The organism is Bradyrhizobium sp. 159 (genome assembly GCF_023073795.1).
In the GTDB taxonomy this organism is placed as follows: Bacteria; Pseudomonadota; Alphaproteobacteria; order Rhizobiales; family Xanthobacteraceae; genus Bradyrhizobium.
This window is the reverse complement of sequence record NZ_JADPKE010000090.1, coordinates 109,437-126,162: the sequence shown is the minus strand read 5'-3', so window position 1 is coordinate 126,162 and position 16,726 is coordinate 109,437. Positions and strand designations below refer to the sequence as shown.

12 protein-coding genes are annotated in these 16,726 nt (G+C 61.0%); all 12 read left to right on the top strand.

What is annotated here, in order from left to right; genetic code table 11:
* Positions 1-3 precede the first annotated feature (3 nt).
* The 12 genes from rnr (at position 4) to IVA96_RS28375 (ending at position 16,673) form a co-directional block, all read left to right on the top strand.
* Complete coding sequence (gene rnr, locus IVA96_RS28430; RefSeq protein WP_247277010.1) at positions 4-2,361, top strand: ribonuclease R; 2,358 nt, start codon at positions 4-6, stop codon at positions 2,359-2,361.
* The gene (locus IVA96_RS28425; protein ID WP_247277009.1) at positions 2,355-2,795 is read left to right on the top strand and encodes a DUF983 domain-containing protein; all 441 of its coding nucleotides are present in this window, start codon (positions 2,355-2,357) and stop codon (positions 2,793-2,795) included. The genes rnr and IVA96_RS28425 overlap by 7 nt, the downstream gene beginning before the upstream one ends.
* 32 nt (positions 2,796-2,827) lie before the next feature.
* Positions 2,828-3,580, top strand: a complete 753-nt coding sequence (locus IVA96_RS28420) for an NUDIX hydrolase (RefSeq protein ID WP_247277008.1) — start codon at positions 2,828-2,830, stop codon at positions 3,578-3,580.
* Between the two features lie 249 nt (positions 3,581-3,829).
* Complete coding sequence (locus tag IVA96_RS28415; protein WP_247277007.1) at positions 3,830-5,155, top strand: LLM class flavin-dependent oxidoreductase; 1,326 nt, start codon at positions 3,830-3,832, stop codon at positions 5,153-5,155.
* Between the two features lie 124 nt (positions 5,156-5,279).
* Positions 5,280-5,447 (top strand): 50S ribosomal protein L33, encoded by a 168-nt coding sequence (rpmG, locus tag IVA96_RS28410; protein ID WP_007603295.1) that lies wholly within the window; start codon positions 5,280-5,282, stop codon positions 5,445-5,447.
* Between the two features lie 456 nt (positions 5,448-5,903).
* A complete protein-coding gene (locus tag IVA96_RS28405) occupies positions 5,904-7,364 on the top strand; it encodes a glucan biosynthesis protein G (protein WP_247277181.1) in 1,461 nt (486 codons plus the stop codon).
* Positions 7,247-9,502, top strand: a complete 2,256-nt coding sequence (gene mdoH, locus IVA96_RS28400; protein ID WP_346015465.1) for a glucans biosynthesis glucosyltransferase MdoH — start codon at positions 7,247-7,249, stop codon at positions 9,500-9,502. Before IVA96_RS28405 ends, mdoH begins: the two co-directional genes overlap by 118 nt.
* 336 nt (positions 9,503-9,838) lie before the next feature.
* On the top strand, positions 9,839-11,608 hold the full coding sequence (locus tag IVA96_RS28395; RefSeq protein WP_247277005.1) for an adenylate/guanylate cyclase domain-containing protein: 1,770 nt from the start codon (positions 9,839-9,841) through the stop codon (positions 11,606-11,608).
* 1,151 nt (positions 11,609-12,759) lie between these two features.
* Entirely contained in the window at positions 12,760-14,481 is a 1,722-nt protein-coding gene (locus IVA96_RS28390) for a PQQ-binding-like beta-propeller repeat protein (RefSeq protein ID WP_247277004.1), read from the top strand.
* A gap of 79 nt (positions 14,482-14,560) precedes the next feature.
* On the top strand, positions 14,561-14,929 hold the full coding sequence (locus IVA96_RS28385; RefSeq protein ID WP_247420638.1) for a cytochrome c: 369 nt from the start codon (positions 14,561-14,563) through the stop codon (positions 14,927-14,929).
* Positions 14,930-14,961: 32 nt separating this feature from the next.
* Positions 14,962-15,729, top strand: a complete 768-nt coding sequence (locus IVA96_RS28380; RefSeq protein WP_247277002.1) for a transporter substrate-binding domain-containing protein — start codon at positions 14,962-14,964, stop codon at positions 15,727-15,729.
* A gap of 59 nt (positions 15,730-15,788) precedes the next feature.
* Positions 15,789-16,673, top strand: a complete 885-nt coding sequence (locus IVA96_RS28375; protein WP_247277001.1) for a sugar phosphate isomerase/epimerase — start codon at positions 15,789-15,791, stop codon at positions 16,671-16,673.
* Positions 16,674-16,726: the final 53 nt, after the last annotated feature.

Genomic DNA, 16,726 nt, shown 5'->3' with positions numbered 1-16,726 from the left:
TAAGTGAAACGCAAGAATGACCATGGCTTTCCCGACAGGGCAGCCATCGTCGCCTTCATCAAGGCAAACCACGGAGAGGTCGGGACCCGCGAAATTGCGCGCGAGTTCGGCCTGAAGAACGCCGATCGCGCCGAGCTCAGGCGCATGCTGCGCGAGCTCGGCGACGACGGCATCATCAAGAAGAAGCGCCACAAGGTCTCCGAGCCCGACACGCTGCCGCCGACGCTGCTCGCCGATATCACCGGCCGCGACTCCGACGGCGAGTTGATCGCCTCCCCCGCCGAATGGGACGAGGTCGAAAGCGGCGAGCCGCCAAAAATCCTGATCGAGATGCCGCGCCGGCCCAAGCCTGGCACGGCCGCCGGTGTCGGCGACCGCGCATTGCTGCGCGTCGAGCGCTCGGACGAGGACGCAGGTCCCGCCTATCGCGGCCGCATCATCAAGGTCATCGACAAGGCCAAGAGCCGCATCCTCGGCGTCTTCCGCAGTCTTTCCGAAGGCGGCGGACGACTCGTTCCCGTCGACAAGAAGTTCGCCGACCGCGAGCTGAACATCGCGAAGACCGATACACAAGGCGCGCAAGACGGTGACCTCGTCAGCGTCGACATCGTCCGCTCGCGCGGCTTTGGCCTGGCCTCCGGTCGCGTCAAGGAGAGGCTCGGCTCGGTGAAGTCGGAGAAGGCGATCAGCCTGATCGCGATCTACGCCCACGACATCCCCTTGCAATTCTCGCCCGCGGCCGAGCGCGAGGCGGAGGCGGCGGAGCCTGCGAACCTGAAAGGGCGCGAGGATTGGCGCGACGTGCCGCTCGTCACCATCGATCCGCCGGATGCGAAGGATCACGACGACGCGGTCCACGCGCAGCCCGACGACGATCCCAACAACAAGGGTGGCTTCATCGTCAACGTGGCCATCGCAGACGTGAGCTTCTATGTCCGGCCGGGCACCGCGCTCGACCGCGACGCGCTCGATCGCGGCAACTCGGTCTATTTCCCCGACCGCGTCGTGCCGATGCTGCCCGAGCGCATCTCCAACAATCTCTGCTCGCTGGTGCCGGGTGAGCCGCGCGGCGCACTGGCGGTGCGCATGGTGATCGGACCCGACGGCCGCAAGCGCTCGCACAGCTTCCACCGCATCCTGATGCGCTCGGCGGCGAAGCTGCATTATGCGCAGGCACAGGCTGCGATCGACGGTCGGCCCGATGATACCACGGGCCCGCTGCTCGATCCGATCCTGAAGCCGCTCTACGCGGCTTACGCCTGCGTCAAGCGCGCGCGCGACGAGCGCGATCCGCTCAATCTCGACCTGCCCGAGCGCAAGATCCTCTTGAAGAGCGACGGAACGGTCGACCGCGTCGTCGTGCCGGAGCGTCTCGATGCGCACAAGCTGATCGAGGAGTTCATGATCCTCGCCAACGTCGCCGCGGCCGAGATGCTGGAGAAGAGATCGCTGCCGCTGATCTACCGGGTGCACGACGAGCCGACGCTGGAGAAGGTCCACGCCCTCAGCGAGTTCCTGGAGACACTGGACGTCCCCTTCACGAAATCAGGTGCGCTGCGCCCGACGCTGTTCAACCGCGTGCTGGCCCAGCTCGAAGGCCACGATTATTACCCGCTGGTGAGCGAGGTCGTGCTGCGCGCGCAGGCCCAGGCGGAATACTCTTCGGAAAACTACGGTCATTTCGGCCTAAACCTGCGCCGCTATGCGCACTTCACCTCGCCGATCCGCCGCTATGCCGATCTCGTCGTGCATCGCGCGCTGGTCCGCGCGCTCGGCCTCGGCGAAGGCGCCCTGCCCGACAGCGCGACGCCCGAATCTCTCGGTGAAGTCGCCGCCCATATCTCGCTCACCGAACGGCGCGCGATGAAGGCGGAGCGCGAGACCGTCGATCGCCTGATCGCGCACCATCTCGCCGACCGCATCGGCGCGAGTTTTCAGGGCCGCGTCTCCGGCGTCACCCGCGCCGGCCTGTTCGTCAAGCTCGCCGAGACCGGCGCCGACGGATTGATCCGGATCCGATCCCTCGGCACGGAATATTTCAACTATGACGAGAGCCGCCACGCGCTGGTCGGCACGCGCAGCGGCACCATGTATCAGCTCGGTGACGTCGTCGACGTTCGTCTGATCGAAGCGGCTCCCATCGCAGGAGCGCTGCGCTTCGAGCTGCTGTCATCGGCCGGTGAGACCGGCTCCCGCGAACGCAGGCCGTTCCGCCCGCAGCGCAAATCGTCGACGCCGCATCCGGGACGCAGTCCCGAGAAGAAGCGCAGGCCGGAGAAACAGAAGACATCCGGCAAGGGCAAGAAGGCCAAGGGGAAAAGCAAGAGCAAAAGCAAGGGACAGAAGGGCAAGGCATGGTGACGATGAGCACGGCGCCGAAGATCTGGACGCGCGAGACCGGCCTTGTCGAGAGGCGCGACGTGTGGGCTGCGATGAAGCATGGCTTTCGCGGCCGCTGCCCGCGCTGCGGCGAGGGAAAGCTGTTCCGCGCCTTTCTGAAGACGGCGGACAATTGCGCCAAATGTGACCTCGATTTCACCCCGCATCGCGCCGACGATCTGCCCGCCTATCTCGTGATCGTCATCGTCGGCCACATCGTGGTACCGGCCATCCTCTGGATCGAGACCAACTACACGACGCCGGTGTGGCTCAGTTTCGTGGCCTATCTGCCTTTTACCTTCCTCGCCTCGCTCGCGCTGTTGCAGCCCGTCAAGGGAGCTGTGGTCGGCTTGCAATGGGCTCTGCGCATGCACGGGTTTGACGAGAACCCTCCCGATGGTATTCCGCCTGTGTAAGCAAAACAAACAAGAGCGGTTTGGGTGAGGACATGACGGATATTTCGCCGGCAGAGGAGAAGGCTAAAGTTCACGAGGAGAAGGAAGCCGACCACCATCCCTATTTTCGTCCGAGGGATGCAGCGACACTGATCCTGGTCGATCGCAGCGGGCCTATTCCCAAAGTGCTGGTCGGCAAGCGCCACGACAAGGTGGTGTTCATGCCCGGAAAGTTCGTTTTCCCCGGCGGCCGTGTCGACAAGGCCGATTATCGCGTGCCCTGCGCCGCCCCCATCACCGCGGAGCTCGAAGCCAATCTCGCCAAGGGCAGCCCGAAGACTCCTCCCTCGCGCGCCAAATCGCTCGCCATTGCCGCGATTCGCGAAGCCTGCGAGGAGACCGGTCTCTGCCTCGGCCGCAAGGCTGAAGGCAAGGCGCCGAAGCTCGAGGGCCCCTGGAAGCCATTCGCGGATGCCGGCCTGCTGCCCGATCCCTCCGGCCTGTTCCTGATCGCCCGCGCCATCACTCCGCCCGGCCGCGTCAAGCGCTTCGACACCCGCTTCTTTACCGCGGATGCTTCCGCGATCACCCATCGCGTCGAGGGCGTGATCCATGCCGATGCCGAGCTGGTCGAGCTGGTCTGGGTCGAGCTCGGCTCAAAACCACTCGCAGACCTGCATCCGATGACACGCAACGTGCTCAACGAGCTCGACACCCGCCTTGCCACCGGCCCGCTCCGCCACGATGCACCGGTGCCGTTCTTCCATTTCTACGGCGGCAAGATGCAGAAGGATGTTTTGAGCTAGGCCGTCATTCACGGCGCGGCTCTTTCCTCTGGTCATTCCGGGGCGCGCGCAGCGCGAGCCCGGAATCCATTTCTCCATCGTCTCCACGGCTCGATGGATTCTGGGCTCGCCTCTACGCGGCGCCCCGGAATGATGCGAATTTACTGAGCCCACATCGAAAAACAAAAAATTCTTTCCGCCCTCCCCAATGGCGGAGTTGCCCGGCATGCCTATGTGTTCCCGAGCGTCACCAAGAACGGATAGCGGGCGATGGCACAACGGCAACTCAAGCTTGGCGCGTTCATGCGCCCGATCAGCATCCACACCGGCGCCTGGCGCTATCCCGGCGCCTGGCCTGACGCCAATTTCAATTTCGGCCACATCAAGACGCTGATCCGCAAGCTCGAGGCCGGCAAGTTCGACGCTTTCTTCATGGCCGATCACCTCGCCGTCTTGAACATGCCGATCAACGCGCTCAAGCGCAGCCACACCGTGACCTCGTTCGAGCCGTTCACGCTGCTGTCGGCGCTCTCGGCCGTCACCGAGCGCATCGGCCTGATCGCTACGGGATCGACCACGTTCGATGAGCCCTATCACGTCGCGCGCCGTTTCGCCTCGCTCGATCACATCAGCGGCGGGCGTGCGGGGTGGAATATCGTCACCACCTCGAATCCGGACGCGGCGCTCAATTTCGGCCGCGACGATCACATGGAGCACGCCGAACGCTACAAGCGCGCCCGCGAGTTCTACGACGTCGTCACCGGGCTCTGGGACTCCTTCGCCGACGATGCGTTCGTGCGCGACGTCGAGACCGGCCTGTTCTTCGATCCCGCGAAGATGCACACGCTCGACCACCAGGGCAAATATCTGAAAGTGCGCGGTCCCCTCAATATCGCCCGCCCCGTGCAGGGCTGGCCAGTGATCGTGCAGGCTGGCGCCTCCGAAGATGGCAGGCAGCTCGCGGCAGAGACGGCCGAGGCCGTGTTCACCGGCGGCGGCAGCCTCGCCGACGGGCAAAAGCTCTATGCCGACATCAAGGGCCGCATGGCGAAGGTCGACCGCGATCCCGAGCACCTGAAGATCCTTCCCGGCGCCTTCGTCGTGGTCGGCGACAGCGTTGATGAGGCGAAGGAGAAGCGCGCGCTGCTCGACAGCCGCGTGCATTACGACAGCGCCATCGCCTCGCTCTCCGTCATTCTCGGCACCGACGCTTCCGGCTTCGATCCGGACGGCCCGCTCCCCGATATTCCCGAGACCAACGCCAGCAAGAGCGGTCGCCAGCGCATGGTCGATCTCGCCGCGCGCGAAAAGCTCACCGTGCGCCAGCTTGCCCAGCGCGTCGGCGGCTATGGGGGCCTTTCGTTCGTGGGCACGGCCAAGACCATCGCGGATCAGATGGAGGAATGGCTTGTCGGGCGCGGCTCCGACGGCTTCAACATCATGTTCCCGTTCCTGCCCGCCGGTCTCGACGATTTCGTCGACAAAGTGGTGCCGGAGCTGCAGCGCCGCGGGATTTTCCGCAAAGAGTATGAAGGGGCCACTTTGAGGGAGAATCTGGGCCTGCCGCGGCCGAAAAACCGCTTCTTCGAGGCCTGATCGGGCCGATTTGGGTGGTTTCTGCCCCCTAAAACCTTGACATCAGGCGGTTTCTGGCTAGGTTGCCGGCCAACGCGGGCCGTTTGGCCGGCTCCAGATTTCCTTCATTCCTGAGGTTTTGAACATGGCCAAAGCGGTCACCATCAAGGTCAAGCTCGTGTCTTCGGCCGACACCGGCTTCTACTACGTCGCCAAGAAGAATTCGCGCACCATGACCGACAAGCTGGTCAAGAAGAAGTATGACCCGGTCGCGCGCAAGCACGTCGAATTCCGCGAAGCCAAGATCAAGTAAGTTCGGCGCAGCGTTGCAGAGCTTTGCGGGGCCCTTCAGGGCCCCGTTTTATTTTGGCTCTCGCCCTCGGCGCGCTGCAGCGCCTGAGCAAGCCACACAGCGATCCAGGGCCATGGGCCCGGCTCTGCAGCACACCACCGAGATGACCCTGCGCTGCGTCCGGGTCGCGAGAGCTGAGCTAATCTGAGCGTGCGGACTTGGGAAACGCCAAACACCGCGAGCTCCGGCAGTTGGCAGACCAGCCGCGAGAGCTGCCCCGCAGTTCACGCCAGTCTTGCTTCAAATCCCCTCCTCAGTCCATTCGAACATTCTGCTGAAGTCACCAGTGGCAGATCCTCCTACCCGCACGGAACTCCGGGGAACATAGGCCGTTTTCCCACCTGTTTCGAACCGGGAGACGTGAGCGTGAACCGCCGGCAAGTCCTTCGCGTATCGGCTGCGTTCTCAGTTGCCAACATGCTACTGCGTGCAGGGAAGGCTGAGACGGGGCCCGCCCAGCCATTCAGCCCATCCTACGTGCGCGAACTTGCCCGCGCGCTTGCCGCGAAATCATTCGCGCCTGCCGACGAGAAGCTGCCGGATGCACTGAAGAATCTCAACTACGACCAATACCGATCAATTCGCTTCGCGCCTGAGAAGGCGTTGTGGCGTGATGAGAAGCTACCGTTCGAAGTGCAATTTTTTCACCGCGGCTTTTTCTACAAGAACCGGGTCGACATTTTTCAGGTGGTGAATAGGAGCGTCATACCGATCCCGTATCGGCGCGACGACTTCTCGTTCGGAGAGGGTCTCGGACAATGGCCGGATGTCAACATCGGGTTCAGCGGATTCCGCATTCACGCGCCGATCAACAGGCCGGATTATTACGATGAAGTTTGTGTGTTCCTGGGCGCCAGTTACTTTCGAGCAGTCGCGAAAGGACTGACGTATGGCCTGTCGGCGCGCGGGCTAGCGATCGATACCGGCGAGAGCAAGGGCGAAGAATTCCCGGTGTTCAAGGCTTTCTGGCTGGAGAAGCCGACGCCAAATGCCTCGTCCATCGTGGTGCACGCGCTGCTGGACAGCAAGAGCGCGGCCGCAAGCTACCGATTCACGATCCGGCCAGGCCAAAGCACGGTTTTCGACGTCGAGATGGTTCTCTATCCCCGGGTAGACATCGAGCATGCCGGGCTCGCGCCTATGACCAGCATGTACTTCTTCGGGCCGAACGATCGCAAAGATTTTGACGATTTCCGCCCCGCGGTTCACGACTCGGATGGACTTGCGATCTTCAACGGCAGAGGTGAGCAACTCTGGCGTCCCCTCAACAATCCGCACGATCTGCAGGTCAGCAGCTTTGCCGATGTCAATCCGGGCGGCTTCGGACTGATGCAGCGGGAGAGGAACTTCTTCGCCTATCAGGATCTCGAATCCAACTTCGAAAAGCGCCCAAGTCTATGGTTCGAGCCGATCGGAGATTGGGGCGAAGGAGCGGTGAAATTATTCGAGATACCTACCAAGGAGGAGATTCACGATAACATCGCAGCGCTCTGGCAACCCAAGCACCCGCTGACCGCCAAAAGCGAACACATCTTCACCTATCGGCTGCACTGGGGTCCGGACGCCCCCAAACCGGAGGCGCTCGCACGGTTCACGCGAACGGCGATCGGAAGCCGGGGAGATGATAGCAAACTGTTCGTGCTGGAACTGATGGGGGAGCGACTCAAAGGCATCGATGCCAAGACCATCAAAGGTGTGGTGACCGCTGCACAAGCCGAAATCAGCAACATCGTCACGCAACCTAATCCCATGACAGGCGGATGGCGTCTGAGCTTCCAATGCTCGGTCAAGAAGCAAGCCGCCATCGAATTACGAGCTTTCTTGGCGCAAAACGAAGCGCCAGTCTCCGAAGTGTGGACCTATCGATGGACGCCCTGAGGCCGTCGCCGACGCCGTCGCCGGACGCACCTGGCAGCACATTCCTCCCGCCAGAAAGCCCGATGCCGATGCTGCCGTGCCGGCTGGATCGCGCGACTGAGGCTAACCCGTCGCCGGTACATTCGGGCACCGCCTTGACGCTCCGCCGCCTCTTTATTTTTGTCGGGACTGGGGTGCTGACGCTTGCAGGCGGCTACGGCATGTATGACGTGGTGAAGGTTGGCGGTGTAACCTTCCTCGAGGCGATGCTGCTCGGCTTTTTCCTCGTGCTGCTCGCATGGGTCGCCTTCTCCTTCATGTCCGCGTTCGCCGGATTCCTCGTGCTGCTCACGCGCACCCGGTCTTGTCTGCCGATCGATACGACGGGCCCCCTGCCTCGTGTAACCTCCCGCACAGCCATGCTGCTACCCACCTATAATGAGGACCCGCATCATCTCATGGCGCGACTGCGCGCCATGTATGAATCAGTTCAAGCTACCGGATATGGGGACCAGTTCGACTGGTTCTTACTGAGCGATACGAGCGACCCCGACATCTGGATTCGTGAAGAGATGACGTTCATTGGGCTGCGCCGCGCCTGCTGCGCCGCGCGGCTGTACTACCGGCATCGCTCCAACAATATCGCGCGGAAATCCGGCAACATCGCCGACTGGGTCATGAGGTTTGGGTCGGCCTATGATCACATGATCGTTCTCGACGCGGACAGCCTCATGGAGGGCGACACAATAGTTCGCCTTGTCCACGCGATGGAGTCCCATCCCGCTGCTGCGCTGATCCAGACGCAGCCGGTCATCGTCAACGCGCGCACAATTTTCAGTAGGCTGCAGCAATTCTCGGGGCGTGTTTACGGCCCCATCATTGCAGCCGGCAATGCCTGGTGGCACGGTGGCGACAGCAATTACTGGGGCCACAACGCCATCATCCGGGTGCAGGCGTTCGCTGCGGAGGCCGGCCTGCCGGAGCTGAGCGGTCGTAAGCCTTTCGGGGGTCACATCCTAAGCCATGATTTTGTCGAGGCCGCGTTGATGCGCCGCGCGGGCTGGAAAATCTATCTGGCACCGGCCCTTGGCGGCAGCTTCGAAGAAGTCCCGCCGTCACTGCTGGACTTTGCGGCAAGAGATCGCCGCTGGTGCCAGGGTAACCTTCAGCATCTGGCGGTGTTGCCCGCCCGCGGGCTACATTGGGTCTCGCGGTTGCATTTGCTTACGGGCATCGGCTCCTATGTCACCGCGCCGCTGTGGTTTCTATTCCTGGTACTCGGCCTGCTGATTGCACTGCAGGCGCATTTCATCCGACCGGAGTATTTTCCCAAAGGCTTCAGTTTGTTTCCGACCTGGCCGCAACAGGACCCGGTGCTTGCCGCCCGGGTCTTTGCAGCGACAATGGGACTTCTGATCCTGCCGAAGCTGCTCGCCTACCTGGTGCTGATCGGCAATCGAAAAGAGCGGATCGGATTCGCAAGGAGTCCTCGCGTACTGGCCGGAGTCGCTTGCGAGACGTTTCTTGCGGCTTTGATCGCTCCATGCATGATGATCCTCCAGACCAAGGCCGTGTTTGAAATTCTAGCTGGTCGGGACGCCGGCTGGCAGGTGCAGCGCCGGAGCGATGGCGAGCTGGCTCGCGGCGAAATCTATCGCAAGCTCGCCGGCCCTACGCTCTGCGGATTGGCGCTATCGCTCAGTGCCTACGCGGTCTCTCTGCCCCTGCTGCTTTGGATGTCGCCTGTCGTACTGGGTCTTCTGCTTTCAATCCCGTTGGGTCTCATGACGTCTGCACGACTGAAGACGCCTGGACTTTTTGCCACGCCGGAAACCAACAACCCGCCCGCTGTGGTGCTCCGTGCAAACGAACTCGCCGCATCTGAGCCCACCGCGATGGCCGGGGCACTACACCAGCTCAGCCAGGATCTGGAATTGTTAGGCGCGCATTTGGGATCACTATCGCTTGCCAGTCCGCGCAAATTCGGCCCCGTCGACGTGCCATTGGCGACGGCAACCATCAAGCTCGAGGAATGCCAAAGCTTTGAGGACGCAGCAGCATGGCTCGACAAACCGGAATTGCGCGCCGTTCTTGGCCATCCCACGCTGCTCCAGAGGGTCCTTGAGATGCCTCGCGCAGGTAAGAATGGAGCTGGTTGAAGAGCTCGACCTGGGCCGCTGAGCGCTGCTGCGCCGAGCCGGGATCCAGAAAGCCGCAGCTTTGGGCCCCGGCTCGGCAGCGCACCGTCGGAAGTGACGCTGCGCTGCGTCCGGGGCACGAGAGTGTTGACTGGCGCGTGCCTCCGCAATTGTCGCATTCGCTTTGCGCGCAGAAGCCGACGTGGCAGCAGAATGGCTCCACGTCGGCCTTGGGCCACAAGCGGCGATCGAACCAAGCGCCGCCCGTCGTCCGCTTCACCGTCGACAGCCGAGATCGCACGGCTTACCCCGCGGGCTGGTTTCGGCTAAACTCGCTCCTTTAGATGGAGCGGAGCCATGAACAACCCTCCGATCACAAGGCGTTTGGCCGCGATCATGGCAGCAGATGTTGCGGGCTACAGCCGCCTGATGTCGGCGGATGAAGAGGCGACCTTGCAAACTTTGGACGGGTATCGTCGCACGATATCCGATCTAATCGCCGAACACGCAGGCAGGGTTTTTGGGACCGCAGGCGACAGCGTGATTGCGGAGTTCAGTAGTGCAGTCCAGGCGGTGCGCGCCGCCGTGGCCATCCAGCGCTCTCTTGATCGCCACAACGCCGATCTTCCTCAGGACCGCAGGATGGAGTTTCGGATTGGCATCAATGTTGGCGACGTCATGGCGGATGGCGATGATGTACTGGGCGATGGAGTGAATGTCGCTGCGCGACTCGAAGGGGTGGCTGAACCAGGCGGAATTTGCATTTCAGGTACGGTGCGAGATCAGATCGAAGGCAAGCTGAACTTTGCACTCACTCCGCTCGGACAGCGCTCACTGAAGAATATCAGTCGTCCAGTCTCGGTTTACTCGGTGGATTGGCAACCTGAGCATCCGGTAAGTACCGGCATCCTGGGTGGTTCGCTCGCACTCCCAGATAAGCCTTCCATCGCGGTACTTCCGTTCTCGAACATGAGTGGAGATCCCGAGCAGGAATATTTCGCAGATGGCATCACAGAGGACATAATTACCGCTCTGTCCCATAACCGCTGGTTTTTCGTCATCGCCCGAAATTCGACGTTCGTGTACAAGGGGCGCGCAGTTGACGTGAAACAGGTCGCTCGCGAACTTGGCGTTCGATATGTCCTCGAGGGCAGTGTACGACGGGCTGGGCAGCGCGTGCGGATCACGGGACAGCTGATCGAAGCACAAACAGGAAATCACCTCTGGGCGGAGCGCTTCGACCGCGATTTGGCCGACATATTCGCCATTCAGGACGAGATCACGCAGAGCGTAGTCGGTGCCATCGAGCCTGAGATGCTGCTGATCGAAGGGAGACGAGCGTTTCGAAAAAGCGTCAGGAATCTCGATGCCTTCGACTGCTGTATGCGTGCGATGTGGCACTTCTCGCAGCTCGCACCTGAAGAGCACGAAGAGGCGATAACTCTTATAAGACAGGCGTTAGCGCTTGATCCGAACCTCGCTCAGGCTCACATGACGCTTGCCCGTACACTGAATGCCCGCATTTGGTATGGCTGGAGCAGCGATCTCACGAAAGATGTGTCGGACATCTATACTGCGGCCGCGCGCGCAGTCGCGCTCGACGACCGCGATCCCTACTGCCACTACGCCCTGTGTTGGGCCAGCTTATTGAGGCAGATGCACTCCCAAGCGCTTGCCGAGGCGCAACGTTCAATCGACCTTAATCCAAATTTCGCATTAGGGTTTTTCTCCCTTGGTTTGGTTCGGGTCCATATCGGGCATTTCACTGAAGCTCTGGATTCGTTATTGCGCAGCTTACGCCTGAATCCGAACGATCCACAGGCCGGAAGCTTCCTTAGCTTCGTTGCGCTGGCCCATTACCATCAGGAGAACTACGAGGAGGCAGTGCATTACGGCGAACTAGCGATCCAGCTACGACGTCCTTATCTCGCTCTCAGAGCCCTTCTTGCGAGCCTGGGGCAACTTGGACGCATAGAAGAAGCACAGCCTTTGCTGCAGGAGTTTATATCCCGACAACCGAAGGACCCGCGGCGGCAATTCGAAATAACAACTCCATACCTCGACTTGAGATATCGCGAACACCTCGCGGACGGACTAAGCCGTGCCGGCGTAACGAACTTACGATAATAGACCGTGGTACGGGCACGGACATCCGTTTGGGTGGTCTGCCACTTGCTTCCGCCCTAGCTTCATCAGCTGACCAGATCAACGCGCCGCCGATGCGCCAGGCCATGGTGTAGGAGCCGAGCGGGTCGCAAGCGACCGGGGTTCTGTGGCGGTGCAATACGGCGCAAGGGCCATGTGTGACGGCTCCGGGTTGGCAAGAAGAAGCTGCACTTTGCAGCGGTGGTCGGAGCAGCCATGTGTTCGGCCGCCCTGTGAGGAACGTTGGATGGCGCGTCAGCATTGAGAGGCGTCGGCATTCCAGCCGGCTCTCAAGGAGGAGATTCGTCCATGAGGAAGATTCTTCTGTCAACGGCGATCAGCGCCGCATTGTTAGCTGTCGGTACATTCGCAAACGCACAAGGAACTTCGACGGGTGGGTCGAGCGGTCATGATACCAAGCAATGCTGGGACGTAGCCAATAAGGTCGTTCGCGACATGAGTGGCACCACTGCAACTGGACCATCTGGAAACACGACGGTCGGTTCAACAACGTCGCCCGGCGCAAGCACTGGCTCTCCTTCCACACCTTCTGCCGCGACCAGTGCCAACGCCAATGCCTCAGCGCGTCCACCAGGAATACCGGACTGCTAGGCTTCCGATCACGGCGAGTAGACCGTCGCTCGGTTGTGGCGAGCCCGCCGCCCGCTTTACGGGGGTCTTTGCCCATATCGAAAATTGACGCCGCAGCGCCGCGCCGCTCATGAACATGTGGCGGCCGGCCTAGCCCTGGATTCTTTGGCATCGTGCACAGCGGCCGATCGCTCTTCGCGGGATCTCGCTTTTTGCGTTGCTCTAGGCGACATCCTGACGACGCAGCTATTCGAAAGAAAACATTTATCAAAAGGTAAGCCGGTCTGTCATTTTGCGCCAGGCGCATTTCCGACATTGCACTCCGCGTGATCCGGCGTACTCTATGATCGCAAGCAGAAGTGCAACGACAACCCAACGAACGTGGACTTGTAGCTTCTTTGGCGATTTTCGCCGGAGAGATCGAAGCTTGCTGGGAACTCACGCGCGATTGGAGATGAATCGATGAGGCACTGAACTGCATGCAACTCACGGTCGGCGCTTGAAAAATGCAGGTCGATAAACAAAAACGGGAGGACGTATACATGAAGAGGCGGTGGCGCAAATCTGGTTTACCTCTTGTTGCCATTGGCGCGACACTGATTGTGTCGTCAGCATTGGCTCAATCCGTGGATACAGCTCGGATCGAGGCCGCTGGTCAGAATGATTGGCTGACCTATCACGGCTCTTACAAATCCTATCACTACAGCCCGCTGGCGCAGATCAACGCAAGCAACGTCGGCAATCTGGGTGTTGCCTGGATCCATATTCCCGGACGCTCGACGCGCGGCCTGCAATCAATGCCGCTCGCGGCCGACGGGGTTCTTTATTACACGGGCTCCTACAGCCGGGTTTTTGCGCTAAACGGCGCGACCGGCGAGGTGATCTGGTCCTATTTCCCTGAGCTCGACGAGGCGCTGATCGCGCGCCAGACCCATTCCCCCTACAATCGCGGCTTGGCGCTCGGCGAAGGCAAGGCCTTTGTCGGCACGATGGACGGCCGTCTGATCGCACTCGATATGAAGTCAGGGAAGGTTCTCTGGGATACCAAGCTGATCGATTCGCAAAAACTTACAGTCGGTTTCACCGGTGCGCCGCTTTACGCGAAGGGTACGGTGATCATCGGCTCGCAAGGCGGAGAGTGGCCGGGCCGCGGTCCGATATTTGCTGTCGATGCCGCCACCGGCAAAAAGAAGTGGGAGTTCCTGACGGTCGCAGGCACTGATGAAGCGATGAAGTCCTGGGGAAACGATTCCTGGCGCACGGGTGGAGGTGGCGGCTGGATGCCGGGCACCTACGATTCCGAGACCAACACGATTCTGTGGGGCACCGCCAACCCGGCGCCGCTCTACGATTGGTCGGGCGCCGACTACAAGACGCAAGGCGCGCGGCCCGGCGACAATCTCTACACGACGTCGGTGATCGGTCTCGATCTCGATACTGGCAAGCTGAAGTTCTACCATCAGGAGCTGCCTCATGATGCCTGGGATTTCGACAGCGCCGTCGGCGAGTTCTTGATGCTCGATCGTGACGGTCAGAAGCTTGTCGTCCATCCGAACAAGAGCGGTTTCATCTTCGTCTATGACCGCAATCTCGCCGTCAAGAACGTTTGGCGGCTCGTTGAGAACATCAATTTCGTCAAGGATATCGACCCCAAGACGGGCGCGCTGATCGGCCGGCGCGACTTCTCCGCGGGCAAAGTGACCGAACCGCCGCTGTGTCCATTCATCGGAGGTGGCGTCAGCTGGAATTCCGGCTCGTACAGCCCTAAGACCGGACTCTATTATAAAATCGGCCAGGAATGGTGCATGACGCTCGATATCCAGAAGACGACGCCTGTCACCACGCCACAGGTCCAGCTCAACATCGGCGCCGATTTCAAGATGGCGCCGCCTCCGGGCGGTGAGATCTATGGTCACCTGGATGCGCGCGATCCCGTCACCGGGGCGAAGAAATGGGAGGTTCGCTATCCCGAGCCGCCGCTTGGAAGTGTGCTCTCGACCGCGGGAAATCTCGTGTTCGTACCTGACTCCCGCGGCACACTTCACGCCTACGATGCCGAAACCGGGGGTGAACTGTGGAATCACTCCGACGGAACCGGCCATCAAGGCGGCATCATCAGCTACTCCGCCGGAGGCAAGCAATATATCGCCGTGGTCGCGGGCTTTGGCGGCATGTTGTCCGACGAATATGCGCCAAATTTCGGCGGCGTTTACAAGAGCATGCCGCGCGACGACGGTGCGCTCATCGTCTACAGCCTGAAATAGGCTATCGCAAATTGATCTGCCGGGGAGCGGGCGCAAGCTTGCTCCCCGGACGTTGAACTCGCCGGACGTGTTTCAGGACATGGAGCTGGATGCCTTGAAATCGCAATCGAACAAGATCACCGCGCTGCGATCGGCGCTGTTGGGCGCTTCGTTATTGTGTCTCACCGGGTTGGTTCAAGCGCAGCCTGCTACCCCTGCGCCAGAGAACGGAACGTTCGATGTCGAGCAGTTGTTCGCGGGGACCTGCGGCTTTTGCCACTCCGATGGCGGACGGGCTGCCGGCAAGGGGCCGCAGCTGATGAATTCGCCGCGCGATGACGATTTTCTGCACAACCGCATCAAGCACGGCAAGCAAGGCGCGATGCCGGCATTTGACGGCGCCCTCACCGACGCGCAGATCGACCAGATCGTCAAATATATCCGCGCCTTGAAGCCGCGCGAGGGCTGAGCCGCTGGGGCCCCATCTACGCGGGGACGCGAATGAAGACAATTCTTCTGCTCGTCATCGGCGCCGTCATCGGAATGTCGGGGCCAGCGCAAGCGCGGACCCTGGACGCGATCCGTTCGTCCGGCGTGCTCGGGCTCTGCGCCCATCCCAACTCGCTTCCCTTCGCGAGCAAAACCGGTGATCCTCCCGGCTTTCAGATCGAATTGGGTCAGGCGCTCGCGCGCGAACTCGGCGTCTCGCTGAGGCTAGATTGGATCATCACCCAGTACCAGATGCGTAGCGCCGGCTGCGACATTCTCCTGGATGTCATCGCCGACCGCGACGCGCAAGGCGAAACCCGCTTGAGAATTTCAAAGCCCTACTATCGCACTGGCGTCGCGCTGGTCGTGCCGTCATCCAGCCCACTCACCTCGTTCAAGAGCCTCAACGAGCATACCAAGGTGGGAGTGCAGGTCGGATCCGTCGCAGCCATGATCATCGGTCAACGGCACGTACCCACGTCGACCTTTGGCTTCGAGAGCGACAGCCTCGACGCCCTGTCAAACCATGAGATTGACGCCGCTGCGGTCACGCCCACGTCGGCGAGCTATTTCAATCTGACGCACCCGGACAAAGCATTTCGCATCCTGGATCGCGACGAGACCGTGGCCGATCTCAACTGGAATGTCGCCGTTGGCATGGTTCGGCCGGATGATGCACTGCGCGAAGCCATCAATGGAGCGCTTGAACGGCTGCGAAACGACGGCACGATTGGTCGGATATACGGTCGTTACGGGGTCGTACTGCAAACGCCGAAGTAGCTGCGCGACAGTCTCGGCAACCCGGCAATCAATGGTGGGCATCGAGAGGCAGTGGGATTGTGGTCCGCCGGTCGACAACTTTCTCCGTTGGTTCCCCGCGCGCGGTCCTCAGCAGACGCGATATTCTCGCCGGTATCGCGGGAGGTGCCGCGATAGGGATTGCGCCGGTATCCGGTCGGGAGCTGTCGAAAATTGGTCTCCAGCTCTATACGGTCCGCGATCTGCTGAAAGCCGACTTTGACGGGACCCTACGGAAGGTTGCCCGTCTCGGCTATCGCGAGGTGGAGTTTGCCGGCATTCTCGGCCCCAATGTGCGGCGCACCCGGAAACTTTTGCTGGGCCTGGGTCTCACTGCGCCGTCGCTGCATATCGACTACGGCAACCTGCGAGACAATACCGGATCATCGTTCGACATCGCTCATTTGCTTGGCAGCCGGTTTGTCGTGTGTCCATGGCTGGACCAGTTGGAACGGCAGACAATCGACGATTGGAAGCGGATTTGTGACAGATTGAATAGGATCGGTGAATTGGCGGCGCGTTCCGGGCTGACACTTGCCTATCATAATCACGATTTTGAGTTCGCGAACCTCGCAGGTGGCGTCCAGCCTTACGACATTCTGCTCAGCCGTACGGATCAGCGCTTTGTCAAGTTCGAGCTCGATGTTTACTGGGCAACCAAAGGAAACCTCGATTCCGTGAAAGTCTTGAAGACACATCCATCTCGATTCCGCTTGGTGCATCTCAAGGATATGGCGAGCGACGGATCGACCACCGAGCTAGGCAACGGCACGATCGACTTCGCAAAAATACTCGACGCGTCGTTTCGGTGCGGCGTGCAGCATTTTTTCGTCGAGCAAGATGTTTCGGCCGATCCGTTGCAAAGTATAGAGACGAGCATCGCCTTCCTTCGCCACACGCGTATTTCGCCGCGAACGCCCCGATAGTTTCGTAACGCGAATTGAGGACCCGCAATGAGCGAATGCACTGCCGAGTTGCC

What these genes read in the sequence shown, in the direction of transcription:
- IVA96_RS28380 (WP_247277002.1), top strand. Translation starts at nt 14,962, where the DNA reads ATGAAGACAATTCTTCTGCTCGTCATCGGCGCCGTCATCGGAATGTCG.
- rpmG (WP_007603295.1), top strand. Translation starts at nt 5,280, where the DNA reads ATGGCCAAAGCGGTCACCATCAAGGTCAAGCTCGTGTCTTCGGCCGAC.
- IVA96_RS28420 (WP_247277008.1), top strand. Translation starts at nt 2,828, where the DNA reads ATGACGGATATTTCGCCGGCAGAGGAGAAGGCTAAAGTTCACGAGGAG.
- IVA96_RS28405 (WP_247277181.1), top strand. Translation starts at nt 5,904, where the DNA reads ATGCTACTGCGTGCAGGGAAGGCTGAGACGGGGCCCGCCCAGCCATTC.
- IVA96_RS28415 (WP_247277007.1), top strand. Translation starts at nt 3,830, where the DNA reads ATGGCACAACGGCAACTCAAGCTTGGCGCGTTCATGCGCCCGATCAGC.
- IVA96_RS28385 (WP_247420638.1), top strand. Translation starts at nt 14,561, where the DNA reads ATGGAGCTGGATGCCTTGAAATCGCAATCGAACAAGATCACCGCGCTG.
- IVA96_RS28395 (WP_247277005.1), top strand. Translation starts at nt 9,839, where the DNA reads ATGAACAACCCTCCGATCACAAGGCGTTTGGCCGCGATCATGGCAGCA.
- IVA96_RS28390 (WP_247277004.1), top strand. Translation starts at nt 12,760, where the DNA reads ATGAAGAGGCGGTGGCGCAAATCTGGTTTACCTCTTGTTGCCATTGGC.
- mdoH (WP_346015465.1), top strand. Translation starts at nt 7,247, where the DNA reads ATGGCGTCTGAGCTTCCAATGCTCGGTCAAGAAGCAAGCCGCCATCGA.
- IVA96_RS28425 (WP_247277009.1), top strand. Translation starts at nt 2,355, where the DNA reads ATGGTGACGATGAGCACGGCGCCGAAGATCTGGACGCGCGAGACCGGC.